The 12,851-nt window shown below is 71.1% G+C and carries 18 protein-coding genes and 1 pseudogene; 8 read left to right on the top strand and 11 right to left on the bottom strand.

The annotated features are described in order from the left end of the window. Nucleotides 1-25: 25 nt before the first annotated feature. A complete protein-coding gene (locus tag ACH45E_RS23655; RefSeq protein ID WP_361439465.1) occupies nt 26-655 on the bottom strand; it encodes a winged helix-turn-helix transcriptional regulator in 630 nt (209 codons plus the stop codon). A gap of 87 nt (nt 656-742) precedes the next feature. Between ACH45E_RS23655 and ACH45E_RS23660 the strand changes: the two genes are divergently transcribed. After that, nucleotides 743-1,951, top strand: a complete 1,209-nt coding sequence (locus tag ACH45E_RS23660) for a pyridoxal phosphate-dependent aminotransferase (RefSeq protein WP_361439467.1) — start codon at nt 743-745, stop codon at nt 1,949-1,951. A gap of 72 nt (nt 1,952-2,023) precedes the next feature. Then, nucleotides 2,024-2,407 (top strand): hypothetical protein, encoded by a 384-nt coding sequence (locus tag ACH45E_RS23665; RefSeq protein ID WP_361439469.1) that lies wholly within the window; start codon nt 2,024-2,026, stop codon nt 2,405-2,407. Nucleotides 2,408-2,419: 12 nt separating this feature from the next. On the opposite strand, the gene ACH45E_RS23670 is transcribed toward ACH45E_RS23665, so the two are convergent. Continuing rightward, nucleotides 2,420-2,878 carry an ATP-binding protein gene (locus tag ACH45E_RS23670; RefSeq protein ID WP_361439471.1) on the bottom strand — a complete coding sequence of 153 codons (459 nt, stop codon included), beginning with the start codon at nt 2,876-2,878 and terminating at the stop codon, nt 2,420-2,422. Nucleotides 2,879-3,033: 155 nt separating this feature from the next. On the opposite strand from ACH45E_RS23670, the gene ACH45E_RS23675 reads away from it, so the two are divergent. Continuing rightward, nucleotides 3,034-3,861, top strand: a complete 828-nt coding sequence (locus ACH45E_RS23675) for a helix-turn-helix transcriptional regulator (protein ID WP_361439473.1) — start codon at nt 3,034-3,036, stop codon at nt 3,859-3,861. Further along, nucleotides 3,858-4,061: a DUF397 domain-containing protein gene (locus tag ACH45E_RS23680; protein ID WP_361439475.1), complete on the top strand. Its 204-nt coding sequence runs from the start codon at nt 3,858-3,860 to the stop codon at nt 4,059-4,061. The genes ACH45E_RS23675 and ACH45E_RS23680 overlap by 4 nt, the downstream gene beginning before the upstream one ends. Here the strand turns inward: ACH45E_RS23680 and ACH45E_RS23685 are convergent. Together ACH45E_RS23685 and ACH45E_RS23690 are read right to left on the bottom strand one after the other, a co-directional pair. Next, nucleotides 4,036-4,410 (bottom strand): annotated as a pseudogene (locus tag ACH45E_RS23685) (hypothetical protein). The gene ACH45E_RS23680 and the pseudogene ACH45E_RS23685 overlap by 26 nt on opposite strands. Nucleotides 4,411-4,429: 19 nt before the next feature. Further along, nucleotides 4,430-5,125, bottom strand: a complete 696-nt coding sequence (locus ACH45E_RS23690; RefSeq protein WP_361439477.1) for a hypothetical protein — start codon at nt 5,123-5,125, stop codon at nt 4,430-4,432. 67 nt (nt 5,126-5,192) lie between these two features. Between ACH45E_RS23690 and ACH45E_RS23695 the strand changes: the two genes are divergently transcribed. The 3 genes from ACH45E_RS23695 (at nt 5,193) to ACH45E_RS23705 (ending at nt 7,000) form a co-directional block, all read left to right on the top strand. After that, nucleotides 5,193-5,786 carry a histidine phosphatase family protein gene (locus ACH45E_RS23695; protein WP_361439479.1) on the top strand — a complete coding sequence of 198 codons (594 nt, stop codon included), beginning with the start codon at nt 5,193-5,195 and terminating at the stop codon, nt 5,784-5,786. A gap of 79 nt (nt 5,787-5,865) precedes the next feature. Further along, a complete protein-coding gene (locus tag ACH45E_RS23700) occupies nt 5,866-6,513 on the top strand; it encodes a hypothetical protein (protein WP_361439481.1) in 648 nt (215 codons plus the stop codon). Between the two features lie 64 nt (nt 6,514-6,577). Further along, nucleotides 6,578-7,000, top strand: a complete 423-nt coding sequence (locus tag ACH45E_RS23705) for an acyl-CoA thioesterase (protein ID WP_361439483.1) — start codon at nt 6,578-6,580, stop codon at nt 6,998-7,000. A gap of 77 nt (nt 7,001-7,077) precedes the next feature. Here ACH45E_RS23705 and ACH45E_RS23710 read toward each other — a convergent pair whose 3' ends face one another. Continuing rightward, the gene (locus ACH45E_RS23710) at nt 7,078-7,932 is read right to left on the bottom strand and encodes an NAD(P)H-binding protein (protein ID WP_361439485.1); all 855 of its coding nucleotides are present in this window, start codon (nt 7,930-7,932) and stop codon (nt 7,078-7,080) included. A 106-nt stretch (nt 7,933-8,038) separates the two neighbouring features. Between ACH45E_RS23710 and ACH45E_RS23715 the strand changes: the two genes are divergently transcribed. Beyond that, entirely contained in the window at nt 8,039-8,839 is an 801-nt protein-coding gene (locus ACH45E_RS23715) for a helix-turn-helix domain-containing protein (RefSeq protein ID WP_361439487.1), read from the top strand. A 74-nt stretch (nt 8,840-8,913) separates the two neighbouring features. On the opposite strand, the gene ACH45E_RS23720 is transcribed toward ACH45E_RS23715, so the two are convergent. The 6 genes from ACH45E_RS23720 to ACH45E_RS23745 all read right to left on the bottom strand — a co-directional run bounded on the left by ACH45E_RS23720 (nt 8,914) and on the right by ACH45E_RS23745 (nt 12,846). Continuing rightward, the gene (locus ACH45E_RS23720; RefSeq protein ID WP_361439489.1) at nt 8,914-10,293 is read right to left on the bottom strand and encodes an 8-oxoguanine deaminase; all 1,380 of its coding nucleotides are present in this window, start codon (nt 10,291-10,293) and stop codon (nt 8,914-8,916) included. A 10-nt stretch (nt 10,294-10,303) separates the two neighbouring features. Next, complete coding sequence (pucL, locus tag ACH45E_RS23725; RefSeq protein ID WP_361439491.1) at nt 10,304-11,206, bottom strand: factor-independent urate hydroxylase; 903 nt, start codon at nt 11,204-11,206, stop codon at nt 10,304-10,306. Nucleotides 11,207-11,213: 7 nt separating this feature from the next. Then, nucleotides 11,214-11,600 carry a hydroxyisourate hydrolase gene (uraH, locus tag ACH45E_RS23730; protein WP_361439493.1) on the bottom strand — a complete coding sequence of 129 codons (387 nt, stop codon included), beginning with the start codon at nt 11,598-11,600 and terminating at the stop codon, nt 11,214-11,216. Nucleotides 11,601-11,621: 21 nt separating this feature from the next. Further along, complete coding sequence (gene uraD / locus ACH45E_RS23735) at nt 11,622-12,134, bottom strand: 2-oxo-4-hydroxy-4-carboxy-5-ureidoimidazoline decarboxylase (protein WP_361439494.1); 513 nt, start codon at nt 12,132-12,134, stop codon at nt 11,622-11,624. A gap of 101 nt (nt 12,135-12,235) precedes the next feature. Next, nucleotides 12,236-12,547, bottom strand: coding sequence for a helix-turn-helix domain-containing protein (locus tag ACH45E_RS23740; RefSeq protein WP_399041456.1), 312 nt, complete (start codon nt 12,545-12,547; stop codon nt 12,236-12,238). Nucleotides 12,548-12,594: 47 nt separating this feature from the next. Then, a complete protein-coding gene (locus ACH45E_RS23745; RefSeq protein WP_361439498.1) occupies nt 12,595-12,846 on the bottom strand; it encodes a thiamine-binding protein in 252 nt (83 codons plus the stop codon). Between the last annotated feature and the right edge of the window lie 5 nt (nt 12,847-12,851).

Consider the following 12,851-nt stretch of genomic DNA (forward strand, 5'->3'; position numbering starts at 1 on the left):
CGGGCCTTCGCCTTATTGCGGCCTCTCATGCCTCCCGCAGCGCCTTGGCCACGGCGCCGTCCCCGGACACCTCGACCCGCCCGTCCCGCACCGCGTCCCGCAGCCCCAGCTCGCCGCGCGCGAGGGCCGTGCACGTCCCGGCGTCCATCACGAGCCGGGCGTCGGGCTCGGCCGGGGCCGTTCCGTCGCCGTACACGGGCCCTTCCTCGGCCCCGAGGCACAGATGGAAGTCACCTTCCTCCAGCCGGACTTCGACGAGCCCCGTCTCCCCCTCCAGCTCCCGCAGCAACGGCAGCGCGAACCAGTGGGCGCGCACGGCGTCGGTGGGCCGCCGCTCCCCCAGCTCGGGCCCGCCCCACTCCCCGAGCGCCTGCAACACGGGCAGCAACTCGCGCCCTCTTCCGGTGAGTTCGTACACAGACGCGGCCCCGGGCGGAGGCAGCCTGCGCCGGGTCGCCAGCCCATCCCTCTCCATGTCCTTCAGCCGCGAGGCGAGTACGTCGGTGCTCACGCCGGGCAGGTCCGCGTGCAGGTCCGTGTAGCGGCGGGGACCGGCGAGCAGCTCCCGGACGATCAGCAGGGTCCAGCGGTCGCCCACGAGGTCGAGGGCGCGGGCGGCGGAACAGTACTGGTCGTAGCTTCGGCGAGGTGACATGCCCCGCAGTCTAGACATGTCATTGGACTTTCCAAGCTCGAACTTGGTAAAACCAAGCAACACATCGAACCGGAGGGGCGAGAGCGCATGGAGTTCCGGCAGTCGAACAAGCTCAGCGAGGTCTGTTACGAGATCCGCGGCCCGGTGATCGAGCACGCCGACGCACTGGAGGCGGCGGGCCACAGCGTGCTGCGCCTGAACACCGGCAACCCCGCGGTCTTCGGCTTCGAGGCGCCGGAGGAGATCCTCCAGGACATGATCCGGATGCTCCCGCAGGCACACGGCTACACCGACTCGCGCGGCATCCTCTCCGCCCGCCGGGCGGTGGCCGGGCGCTACCAGTCGCTCGGCCTGGAGGTAGGCGTCGACGACGTGTTCCTCGGCAACGGCGTGTCCGAGCTGGTCTCGATGGCCGTACAGGCTCTGGTGGAGGACGGCGACGAAGTCCTCATCCCCGCCCCCGACTTCCCCCTCTGGACGGCGGTGACGACGCTCGCCGGCGGCAAGGCGGTGCACTACCTGTGCGACGAACAGGCCGACTGGTACCCGGATCTGGACGACATGGCGGCGAAGATCACCGACCGCACCAAGGCCGTCGTCATCATCAACCCCAACAACCCCACCGGCGCGGTCTATCCGAAGGAGATCATCGAGGGCATCCTCGACCTCGCCCGCCGGCACGGTCTGATGGTGTTCGCCGACGAGATCTACGACCAGATCCTCTACGACGACGCCGTGCACCACTCGGCCGCCGCGCTCGCCCCCGACCTGGTCGTCCTCACCTTCTGCGGCCTGTCGAAGACCTACCGCGTGGCGGGCTTCCGCTCCGGCTGGCTGGTGGTGACCGGCCCCAAGCAGCACGCCAAGAACTACCTGGAGGGCCTGACCATGCTGGCCTCCATGCGCCTGTGCGCCAACGCGCCCGCGCAGTACGCCATCCAGGCCGCGCTCGGCGGCCGCCAGTCCATCCGCGAACTGTCCCTGCCGGGCGGGAGGTTGTACGAGCAGCGCAACGTGGCCTGGGAGAAGCTCAACGAGATCCCGGGCGTGTCCTGCGTGAAGCCCAAGGGCGCGCTCTACGCCTTCGCCCGCATCGACCCCAAGGTCCACCCCATCCACGACGACGAGAAGTTCGTCCTCGACCTGCTCCTGCGGGAGAAGATCCAGGTCGTCCAGGGCACCGGCTTCAACTGGCCGACCCCCGACCACTTCCGCATCCTGACCCTGCCGTACGCGGACGACCTGGAGGCGGCGATCGGCCGGATCGGGCGGTTCCTGAGCGGGTACCGGCAGTAGCCGGGTGATCCAGTGTCTGATGTCGAACGGGGGGATCACTTGTCGTGGTACACAGCTCAAGCCGAGGCAGGGATGCGAGGAATCACCTTCCCCGCCTGGCAAGGACCTCACTATGTAACCCTTGCTGAACTGCTGGTTCACCTTGGCAGCTACGGCCTGGGGCTGCGGTGGCGCGTTGAGTGCGACGAGAAATGGGACCTCCCCGCGGAGTTGGAGCGTCGTTCCGCGGGCGAGGGGATGGACACCCTGACGCTGCTCTCCCTGACAACACCTGCGGTCCAGCTGATCGACGCCGAAGCCTGTGGGTTCGCCGAGGGCGTGCTGGTCGTCGTCCTGACCGAAGTGGACAGTTCATTTTGGGACGTCAGGGCCGCTGACGAGCGCGTGCTCAGCGAACTTCGCCACCACTACCCGAGCGCCACCGAGCTCTGTTCGCGACCGAACGGAAGGTCTTGAGCCAGTCGGTGGTCAGCCCAGGGCGACCTCGCACCAGACTGTCTTGGTGTACGGGTCCTGGCAGGTCGTTCCCCAGTGGGTGGACAACGCCTCGACGAGGAGGAGGCCCCGGCCGGACTCGCCTTCAGGTGGCGCCGGCGGGAGCGCGCCGGGGGCGGGTGGGCGGCGGTCCGCGCGGGCGTCGGTCACTTCGATACGGAGCGTGGGGTTCTCCGGGTAGAGGGTGAGGCGCAGCTGGAAGTCCCGGCCCGGCGCCCGGCCGTACAGCATCGCGTTCGTGGCGAGTTCGGCCACCAGCAGCGTCGCCGTGCGGTTGGCCTCGCAGGCGTACGGCCAGCCCCAGGCGTGGAGCCGCTCGGCCGCGAGGTGGCGGGCGAGACGGGCGCCCTTGGGAGTGGCCGAGAGACGGATGGTGAAGTGCTCCGTGGGGGCGGGGTGTTCATCCGTCAAGGTGGCGATATCGGCGTTCATGTCACCCAGCGTGGTCGACTGTCCCTACGGTGAACAGCAACGACGACAGTACGCAGCGTCACTGTACGGTCGCTGTCCGGGCTTGTCCGGAGGGTGACGCGTGACGCGGCGGGCCGGTGGGGCGTTGGGCACCGGCGGCACGTGGAGGTGGGCGGATGGAGTCATACGGCGGCGAGGACGAGGAGTCGGCGGCCGTACTGCGGACGGTCGGCAAGGTCCTCAAGATGTGCCGGGAACGGAAGGCACTCACCCAGGCCGAGTTGGGGACGGCCATCGGGTACAGCGAGGAGCAGGTGTCCTCGGTCGAGCGGGGACGGCGGGCACCGAAGACGCAGTTCCTGGAGGCTGCCGACCGGGTGCTGGACGCGGGCGGGATGATCGCCGGGCTGAGGAAGGACGTGGAGGAGGCCCGGTATCCCAAGAAGGTGCGGGATCTGGCGAAGTTGGAGGGGGAGGCTGCCGAGTTGTGCGCCTACGCCAACTCGGTCGTACACGGCCTGCTCCAGACTCCGGAGTACGCGAGGGCGCTGTACGCGGTGCGCCGACCGCCCTTCACCGAGGAGGAGTTGGAGCAGCTTGTCGCCGCGCGCATGGCACGGCAAGACATCTTCGACCGGAAGCCCGCACCCGTCTTCAGCTTCGTCCAGGAGGAAGTGACCCTGCGCCGCCCCATCGGAGGCAGAATGGTGATGCGGAAGCAGCTCGAACGCCTGTTGGAGTTCGGCCAGCGGCGGAACGTGGAGATCCAGGTGATGCCCACCGACCGCGAGGACCACGCCGGTCTCGCGGGGTCGCTCCAACTACTGCGGCTCAAGGAGGGAGACACAGTGGGGCACAACGAGGTCCAGCTCACCAGCCGACTGATCTCCCATCCCAAGGAGATCCAGGTCCTCGAGATCCGCTATGGCATCATCCGCGCCCAGGCTCTCACGCCCCGTGAGTCGCTGACCTTCATCGAGAAACTGCTGGGAGAGACACGATGACCAACCCCTCGACGGGGAACGGCTCCGCGCTGGAGTGGTTCAAGAGCAGCTACAGCACGAACGACGGCCCGGAGTGCGTTGAGGTCGCCTTCGCTTCCAAGGCCATCCGCGTACGGGACTCCAAGCACAGCCAGGGCCCCCAACTCGCCTTCGGGACACAGGGGTGGGCCGCCTTCATCTCGTACACCGCCGATCACTGACGTACCACGCCGCTGATGTCAAAGACCGACAGTGCGGAGCAGAGAAGTCCTCAAGGCTGCGAAGGTACGTCAGGCCGGGGCGGCCAGAGAGCCGCGTCTCGCCGGTAACGGTAAACCCTGTACGAGCCGGCACGGCCCGCGGCCCGCTCTGCGATCCGATACCCGAGTTCGGCGCCGCCGTCTGACACGTCCACCAGGTTCGCCCGCCCCAGCACCTCGCCCGCGGCGCCGATCAGCACGTGGAAGTAGCAGACCCCGGCCTGGACGCTGCGAAGTAGGCCCGATTCTCCAGCTCGAAGGCGAGGAGCGCGGCGGCGTGATCCAGACGAAGCAGCTGTAACTCAGGCATACGTCGGTCCTGCACCGGGTCAACTGCCCAGCCGGCCCATCGCCCGGACGCTGATCGACCACGGCCCGTCCGACCGCGCGTACACCAGGCAGGGCCCGGAGAGTGGGACCTCCCCGGTCCAGGGGCCGACGTGGTTGGCCAGTTCGTCGAGAAAGCCTGAGCCGTCGGGCTCGAAGGTGTCGGTGAGGAAGTAGCCGCCGTCGGAGGATCGCGGGGCCCCCGTGTAGCGCAGGTGTGCGACGGCGGGTCCGCCCTCGTAACGCAGGACGTCCGAGGCGCGGCGCTCGGCATGGCCGTCGAGGACGACGGCGTCGTCCGGGCCGGTCACCTCGACCACCCACGGACCACCCGCCTGGATCCGCAGCGCGCGCACCGGACGGTCATCGGCGTTCGCCAGGGCCCGGCAGGCGAAGGGGCCGTCGGTGTACACGAGTTGGCTGCCCGAGCGCATCCTGTCGTCCAGGGCGTCCACCACGAAGTGGCCGGAACCGTGGTGCGTGATGCCGAGGATGACCGGTTCCGCTCCGGTGGCGAGTTCCATCACCCGGCTGCCGTCGCCGGAGAGCCGCTGGAGCACCGGTCCGCCCGCACCCACCAGCACCGGGCCCGAACCGTCGGCGACGGTCGCGGACCCGTCCGTCTTGAAGACCCCGTCATTCGGGATCGGTCCCTTTCCTCCAGGCGCCTTGCCGCCGCCCCTACGCAGCCACTTCATGTCATCCCCTCCGGCTTCGTGCGTGTGATGCCGCCGAGTGTGAGCATCCCGCCCCTAGCCTGTCCACATGGGTGATCTCTTTCTCGTCCGGCACGGTGAGACCGAGTGGTCGCGGTCCGGGCGGCACACCGGTTGGACGGATGTGCCGCTGACCGAGGACGGGCGGGAGCAGGCGCGGCGGCTGGGGCCGCTGGTCCGGGAGGAGCGGATCGGGGCGGCGTTCGTCAGTCCGTTGCGGCGGGCGCGGGAGACCGCCGAGCTCATCGGGGTGCATGATGCCTGGGTCGATGGCGATCTGCGGGAATGGGACTACGGCGGGTACGAGGGTGTGACGACCCCGGAGATTCAGCAGTCCCGGCCCGGTTGGTTCCTGTTCACCGACGGGGTCGCGCCGGGACCGCCGGAGCATCCCGGCGAGACGCCGGAGCAGGTCGGGGAACGCGCCGACCGGGTCCTGGCCAAGGTGGAGGCAGCCGACACCGAGGGCGGCGTGCTGCTGGTGGCGCACGGTCACTTCCTGCGGGTGCTCACCGCCCGGCGGCTGGGGCTGCCGGCGCGGGACGGGGCGCTGTTCCAGTTGGCGACCGGGACACTGTGCCGGCTGGGGACTGAGCATGGCCGGCCGGTGATCGCCGGGTGGAACATCCGGGCGGAGGCGTAGGGGCGGGCGCGGACCGGCCCGTTGTCAGTGCTCGGTCGTAGGCTGCGGAGCGTGCCCACCACCCGGGAAGGAGTACGCCGTGAGCCGACCGCCGACCGCCGCGCAGCGGCGTGTGATCGATGCCGCCGACCCCGTCACCGGGCGGCTCAAGGGGACGGAGGCGCAGTTGGAGGCGCTGGTCAAGCGGGGGCTGGCGTTCCGGCATCCGCGGCCTCCGCACGACCACTTCCTGACGCCGGCCGGCCACCGGATACGGGAGGCGGTGCCGGACGCGCCCGCCGAGCCGGTGGCACGGCCCGCGGGTGGTGGGGTCTTCGCGGCGCGTGTCGGAGGGGAGGACGGGGATGACGGGGATGACGGGGAGGCCGCCGCGGGGCCGGCTCGTGAGCGCGAGGTGCACAGTGCCTGGCAGGGGCTCGTGGAGCTGCGCCGGATGACCAACCCGGACGGGGCCACGGACCGGCCGTGCTCCTGGGAGCGGACGCACCTGGTGCGGGCCGCCGCGCTCGCGCTGGAGGCGGCCGGGCATCGTCCCGAGGGCGGGGGCGCCGACGGCTACCGGGTGCGCGCGACCCCGCAGCCGGAGGCGGTCGCCGTGTACGCGCCGGACGGGGCGGCGCTGCGGGCCTGCGCGGCCACGCTGGAGCGGGCGGGCTGGCAGGCCGGTGAGTACACGGAGCCCAGGACGAGAGCGCGGTATCTGCTGGCATCGCCACGGCGGGTGTGAGGCGCGTGCCAGGATCGGTGGGTCCGAGAGTGGATCCGAGATTCGAACGCGAGAAGGGAAAACAGTGGCCGAACCGTTTTCCGTGCGGGTGACCGTCCGGGGCTACGAGACCGACGTACAGGGTCACCTCAACCAGGCGGTGTACCTCAACTACGCGGAGCACGCCCGCTGGATGCTGCTGAAGGCGGCCGGGATCAGCCAGGCCGAGCTGCTCGGCCGGGGTGTGGGCCCGGTGGCGCTGGAGACCACCATCGCCTACCGGCGCGAGCTGGTCGCCGGTGACGAGGTCGACGTGACGTGCGAGTTCGAGTGGGGTGACGGCAAGACCTTCCGGATGCGGCAGGAGATACGCAAGGCCGACGGCACGGTGGCCGCCGAGGTCGTCGGGGTGGGCGGAATACTGGACCTCCAGGCGCGAAAGCTGGTCGCTGATCCGGGGGAGATCTTCAAGGAACTGGCCTCCGACCTGAGCCTGTTCGGGCTGTAGAACACCCGCGCCCCATCCCGCGGGGGCGTCGGGCCGCGTTGGCCGCCGCCCCCGTGTCCGCCGCCCCCGCCCAGGGGTCAGGCCGGTGCGAACATCCCCTTGTGGTCCTCGGCCCACTCCCGGTACGTGCGCGGCGGGCGCCCCAGTGTCTCCCGCAGGTCCCCGGTCACGACGGCGTTGCCGCCCTCCTGGATGAACCGGGCCGCGACGACGAGACTGTCCGCGTAGGCCTCGCCCAGCCCGGCGGCGAGCAGTTGGTCGCGCCGCTGCTCCGGGGTCAGCTCCCGGAGGCGGACCGGGCGGCCGAGCACCTCGCCGAGGATCGCGGCCTGCCGGCTCGCGCTGAGTGTCTCGGGGCCGGTCAGGGTGTACGTGCGTGCCGCGTGCCGGCCGTCGAGCAGGGCGGCCACCGCGAGTTCGGACACGTCCCGGGGGTCGACGACGCCCTGCTCGCCGTCGCTCATCGGGTTGGGCGCGGACGTGCCCTCCTGGATGGACTGGGCCCAGGTCAGCGTGTTGGAGGCGAAGGACGAAGGACGCAGGATCGTCCACTGGAGGCCGCTCGCCCGGACGGCCTCCTCGCCGGGCTGGTGCCACGTCGCGAACACGCCCAGCCGTGGGTCGCCGGTGCCGATCGCGGAGAGCTTCACGATCCGGCGTACGCCCGCCGCCCGCGCCGCCTCGACCAGGCCACGGTCGTGCTCGGCGTCGTCCGGCCCGAACACGCCGACCAGGTAGGCGGCCTCCGCGCCCGCCATCGCCGCCTCGACCGAGGCCCGGTCCCGGTGGTGGCCGGGCGCCGCCTCCACGCCCGGGGGCAGCAAGGCCGCCGCCGGGTCGCGGGTCAGGGCCCGCACCTTCTCGCCGCGCACCGCGAGCTGTCGTACCACTTCACTGCCGATGGTGCCCGTGGCACCCGTCACGAGGATCATGTCCACCACGATGCGGCGCGCCGGGCCCGCAACTCTTGTAAATTCCGGCACGGTTGGCGTCGCCGCGCGGGCCCGCGCGAGCCCACGCCCCGCTTACGGTGGAGGGGTGGCGAACACCGTGTCCCGACAGGTCCTGCCGACGCCGGAGGTGCTGCGGCCGTGGGTCGCCGGCATCGGGTCCGTCTCGGTGGCCGCCGAGCAGTCGGAGCCGTACATCCACCTCCCGGACGCCGCCACGAAGGTGGTCGTACGCGTCGGGGAGGACGGCCTGCGCAGCACCCTGGTCGTCGGCCCGCGCGCTCGTGCCTCGTACCACCTGGGCAAGCGGTTCGTCTCGTGCGTCGAGGTGCGGCTGGCGCCCGGCACCGTCCGCCCCCTGCTCGGTGTCCCGGCCGTCGACCTCGTGGGCCGTGCGGTGCCGCTGGACGATCTGCCCGGTCCCGCCGCCCGCCGGCTGGCCCAGGAGCTGCGCCGGCTGGAGCCCGCCGACGCGATGGACCGGCTCGCGGAGGTGCTTCCCGAGCGGCTCGCCACCACCGCCGATCCCGCACGCACCGAACTGGTCCGCGCCGGTGTCGACGCGCTGTCGGTCCGCTTCGGCCGCGTTCCCGGCCCGGTGGGCGAAGTGGCCCGCGACCTCGCCGTCAGCGAGCGGCAGTTGCGCAACCTGTTCGCCGAGGGCGTCGGCCTGTCCCCCAAGCACTACGCCCGCATCGACCGGGTACGGACGGTCCTGAACCGGGCCCCGAGCGTCGCCTGGGCCGAACTCGCCGCCGCCACCGGCTACTACGACCAGGCGCACATGACGTCCGACTTCCGCACCCTGATGGGCGTCCCGCCCCGCTCCTACTTCACCGGCCGGCTGCCCGAGGCCACGCCCTGCGCGCTGCCACGCCGCGGACGGTGACCGGCCGGGAGCCGTCCCTCCCCCCGGCCGGAGTCCATCCACTGCTCAGCCCTCGTCCCTCAGCCCTCGTCCGCTCAGCCCTCGGCGGCGATCCGCGCCAGCCGATGGGCCTCCTGACGCGTCGAGCGGGCGATCTCGTCCTCGTCGACGGTGAGCAGACGGCCGTCCTCCACGATCTGCCGGCCGTTCACGAACGACGCGGTGACCGGGGCCGCCGCGCCGAGGACCAGCGCGGCCACCGGGTCGGCGATGGAGGCGTGGGCGAGGGTGTCCAGCTTCCACAGCACCAGGTCGGCCAGCTTGCCCGGCTCCAGCGAACCGGTCTCGGCGGCGCGGCCGAGGACCCGGGCGCCGCCGTACGTGCCGAGCCGCAGCGCCTGCCGGGCGTTCAGCGCGGCCTCGCGGTGAGTGCCGAGGCGGTTGATGAGCAGGGCGTTGCGCAGTTCGGTGTGCAGTTCGCCCGACTCGTTCGACGCCGTGCCGTCGACGCCGAGGCCGACCGGGACGCCGGCCGCCAGCATGTCGGGGACCCGGGCGATACCGGCCGCGAGGCGGGCGTTGGAGGACGGACAGTGCGCGACACCCGTCTTCGTACGGGCGAAGGCGGCGATGTCGGAGTCGTTCATGTGGACGCAGTGCGCCATCCACACGTCCTCGCCGAGCCAGCCGGTGGACTCGAAGTAGTCGGTCGGGCCCATGCCGAACAGTTCGTGGCAGAACTTCTCCTCCTCCACGGTCTCCGAGCCGTGGGTGTGCAGGCGCACGCCGAGGCGGCGGGCCAGCTCGGCGCCCTGCCGGAGCAGTTCGGTGGAGACGGAGAAGGGCGAGCAGGGGGCGACGGCGACCTGCGTCATCGCGTCGAAGGAGGAGTCGTGGTACTGCTCGACGGTCTCCTCGGTCGCGGCGAGGGCGCCGTCGAGGGTCTCGACGGCGAAGTCCGGGGGCAGGCCGCCGTCCTTCTCGCTGCGGTCCATGGAGCCGCGGGCGAGGGTGAAGCGGACGCCCGTCTCCTGGGCGGCGCGGATGATCGCGCCGGAGAGGTCGCCGGAGCCCTCCGGGAAGACGTAGTGGTGGTCCATGGCGGTCGTGACGCCGCCGCGGGCCATCATCGCCAGCGAGCCCCGGGCCGCCGCGCGGACCATCGGCTCGTCGATGCGGGCCCACGTCGGGTACAGCGCGACCAGCCAGTCGAAGAGGTTGTGGTCCGTGGCCAGGCCCCGGGTGATCCACTGGTAGAAGTGGTGGTGGGTGTTGACCAGGCCGGGGGTGACCAGGTGCCCGGAGGCGTCGATGCGGCGAACGACGTCCTCCAGGCCCTCGGGGGCACTGCCGGGGCCGAGCGACTCGATGCGGTGGCCGGCGATGACGAGGTGTCCGGAGGCGTACTCGGTGTCCTTCGCGTCGACGGTCGCGATCGCCGCGTTCTCGATGACGATGCGCTGGGCTGCTGCCATGGTTCGTCCTTCAGAGGTTGGTGAGGTCCGCCGGGATCTTCGCCTCGCACCCTTCCCGCAGAACGGTGGCCTCGATCAGGCCGTAGGGCCGGTCGGCGGCGAAGTACACCGCTCCGTCGGCGGTGTCGTTCTTCAGCCCGAACGGCTCCAGGTCGACCAGGAAATGGTGCTTGTTCGGGAGGGAGAAGCGGACTTCGTCTATCTCGTCGCGGTGGTCGATGATCCGCGCACCCATGGCGTAGAGGGTCTGCTGGAGCGAGAGGGAGTACGTCTCGGCGAAGGCCCGCAGCAGGTGGTCCTTGACCTGCGCGTACGACGCGTCCCAGGAGGGTGCCCGCTGCTCGTCGCCGGTCCAGTTGAAGCGCCAGCGGCCACAGACCTCGGTGGCCAGGATGCGGTCGTGGGCCTCGGGGAGGGTCGTGTACTTGTCCTTGACGTAGCCCCAGAACTCGGAGTCGGTCGAGTTCATGACGGTCAGGTTTTTGAGGCCGGAGAGGACCTCCCACGACGAGCCGTCGTACGTGATCTGGGCGAGCCGGGTCTCCTGGCCCTTGCGGACGAAGGAGTGCGCGCCCTTCCCGGAGTGCTCGATCCGCTCCCAGGCGTACTCCTCGACGCGGATGCGGGCCCGGTGGATCGGCTCCTGCGAGGTCACGAAGTGCCGGGCGAGGTGGATGCCGAACTGCTCGGGCGACTCGACGCCGTACTCCTTGGCGAACGCGTACACCGTGTTCTTGGTGGTGTCGGTCGGCAGGACGTTGGCGTTGGAGCCGGAGTAGTGGACCTCGTCCATGTCGCCGGAGAGCGACACGGACACGTTCAGGTCCCTGATGTGGTGGGTGGCGCCGTCCCGCGTGATCTTGACGACCCGGTTCTCGGCCTTGCCGTACTGGTTCGGTCCCAGGATGGGCATGTGTCTGCTAGCTCCCTCGGTAAACGGAGTAGCCGAACGGGTTGAGCAGCAGCGGTACGTGGTAGTGCTCGCCGGCCTGGACGGCGAAGGTGACGACCACCTCGGGAAAGAACACTGCTCCTCGCCCGTCGTCGGGCTGCTTCTCCAGGTACGGCTCCACGGCGAAGTCGAGCCGTACCTGGCTGCTCCCCTCCGGCAGCGCCGGGAGGTCCTTGCACCGCCCGTCCGCGTCGGTCACGGAGCCCCCGAGCGCCTGCCACCGCGCGTCACGGGCCGCGCGGGCGCTGAGGTGCACGGCGACGCCCGCCGCGGGACGGCCGGCGCTGGTGTCCAGGATGTGCGTGGACACGGAGGCGGTGGTGGGGGTGCGGGCGGGGGTGGGGGTGCTGCTCATGGTGTCAGGCGTCCTCTGGTGTCAGGCGTCCTCTTCGACGAGTCGGGCCAGCCGGATGCGGTTGATCCTGCCCAGCTCGGTGCGGACGATCTCCCGCTCCTGCTCCGGCGGGTTCCCGAGCCGCGCCTTGACCGCGTCCCGCATCTCCTCGCCGGTCCGGCCGGTGGCGCAGATGAGGAAGACGTGGCCGAACTTGTCCTGGTAGGCGAGGTTGAGTTCGAGCATCTCCGCCCTGAGCTCCGCGGAGGCGTCGGCCATGCCGCGCTGTTCCCGGGCCGAGGCCGGGTCGCCCGGTTCGGGGCGGCCGATCGGCGGGTGCCCGGCCATCGCCTCCTCGAGGTCCGCGGTGGTCAGCTCCGCCATGGCGGCGTCGCTCGCGGCGTAGAGGTCGTCGGCGGTGGCGTAGGGGCGGGCGGCGAGCAGGCTCTCCGCCCACGCGGTGGAGGCGCACGCCTCGTGGAGTGCGGCGAACGCCGCGTGCTCCTCCAGGACGTTGAACCGGGCCAGGCCCGGGGGCGTGGGAGTCGAAGTCACGGGCGCCTCCGTGGCCGCGAACGGCCTTCGTGCCGAACAGGCTGCTCCCGCCAGCTAACGCCCTCCGCAACGCGACGTCAACACTTTGTTGAAGATTGCGCTCAGGGGTGCTTCTCGCGGTTGAGGTAGTTGTAGACGGTGAAGCGGCTGACGCCGAGCGCGCCGGCCACGGTCTCCACGCCGTGCCGGACGGCGAAGGCACCGCGCGCCTCCAGCATCCGTACGACCTCCTGCTTGGCCTTGCGGTCCAGGTCGGCCAGCGGCCTGCCCTGCCTGCGCTCCATGGCGGCGAGGATGTGATCGAGGGAGTCGGCGAGCTGGGGCAGGCGTACGGCGACGACGTCGGCACCCGCCCAGGCGAGCACGACGTCGTCGGGCCCGGCCTCGTCAGGCGGCAGCAACTCCCCGCCCATGGCGTCGACCAGCGGCTTCACGGCTGTGATGAAGGGCTCGTCCCCGGTCACCTATCACCCTCCCCGATCACGTTGACCTGGAGCGAGATCCGGGTGGCACCGGCCTCCAGGGTCTTGCGCAGCAGCGCGTCCACGGCGGTGAGGACGGTGTCCGCGCCCCCCTCCACGGTGTTGCCGAAGGGGCCGACGTCCACGGCGTCCAGTTCGGCCGCCTCGACGACCTCACGCGCCACCACGGCGTGCGCGGGTGCCTGGTCCAGGTCGAACGGCTCGGTCGTGAACTCCACTCTCAATCGCACGCGCT

The sequence above is a fragment of the Streptomyces sp. NPDC020299 genome, from assembly GCF_044387825.1.
Lineage (GTDB): Bacteria > Actinomycetota > Actinomycetes > Streptomycetales > Streptomycetaceae > Streptomyces.

Bases quoted from the DNA above. Each gene is read 5' to 3' on its own strand.
- ACH45E_RS23675 (WP_361439473.1), top strand. From the start codon at position 3,034: ATGGAGTCATACGGCGGCGAGGACGAGGAGTCGGCGGCCGTACTGCGG.
- ACH45E_RS23665 (WP_361439469.1), top strand. From the start codon at position 2,024: ATGCGAGGAATCACCTTCCCCGCCTGGCAAGGACCTCACTATGTAACC.
- ACH45E_RS23680 (WP_361439475.1), top strand. From the start codon at position 3,858: ATGACCAACCCCTCGACGGGGAACGGCTCCGCGCTGGAGTGGTTCAAG.
- ACH45E_RS23740 (WP_399041456.1), bottom strand. From the start codon at position 12,547: ATGGGCGGGGAGTTGCTGCCGCCTGACGAGGCCGGGCCCGACGACGTC.
- ACH45E_RS23660 (WP_361439467.1), top strand. From the start codon at position 743: ATGGAGTTCCGGCAGTCGAACAAGCTCAGCGAGGTCTGTTACGAGATC.
- ACH45E_RS23670 (WP_361439471.1), bottom strand. From the start codon at position 2,878: ATGAACGCCGATATCGCCACCTTGACGGATGAACACCCCGCCCCCACG.
- ACH45E_RS23710 (WP_361439485.1), bottom strand. From the start codon at position 7,932: ATGATCCTCGTGACGGGTGCCACGGGCACCATCGGCAGTGAAGTGGTA.
- ACH45E_RS23655 (WP_361439465.1), bottom strand. From the start codon at position 655: ATGTCACCTCGCCGAAGCTACGACCAGTACTGTTCCGCCGCCCGCGCC.
- ACH45E_RS23695 (WP_361439479.1), top strand. From the start codon at position 5,193: ATGGGTGATCTCTTTCTCGTCCGGCACGGTGAGACCGAGTGGTCGCGG.
- ACH45E_RS23720 (WP_361439489.1), bottom strand. From the start codon at position 10,293: ATGGCAGCAGCCCAGCGCATCGTCATCGAGAACGCGGCGATCGCGACC.
- uraH (WP_361439493.1), bottom strand. From the start codon at position 11,600: ATGAGCAGCACCCCCACCCCCGCCCGCACCCCCACCACCGCCTCCGTG.
- ACH45E_RS23690 (WP_361439477.1), bottom strand. From the start codon at position 5,125: ATGAAGTGGCTGCGTAGGGGCGGCGGCAAGGCGCCTGGAGGAAAGGGA.
- pucL (WP_361439491.1), bottom strand. From the start codon at position 11,206: ATGCCCATCCTGGGACCGAACCAGTACGGCAAGGCCGAGAACCGGGTC.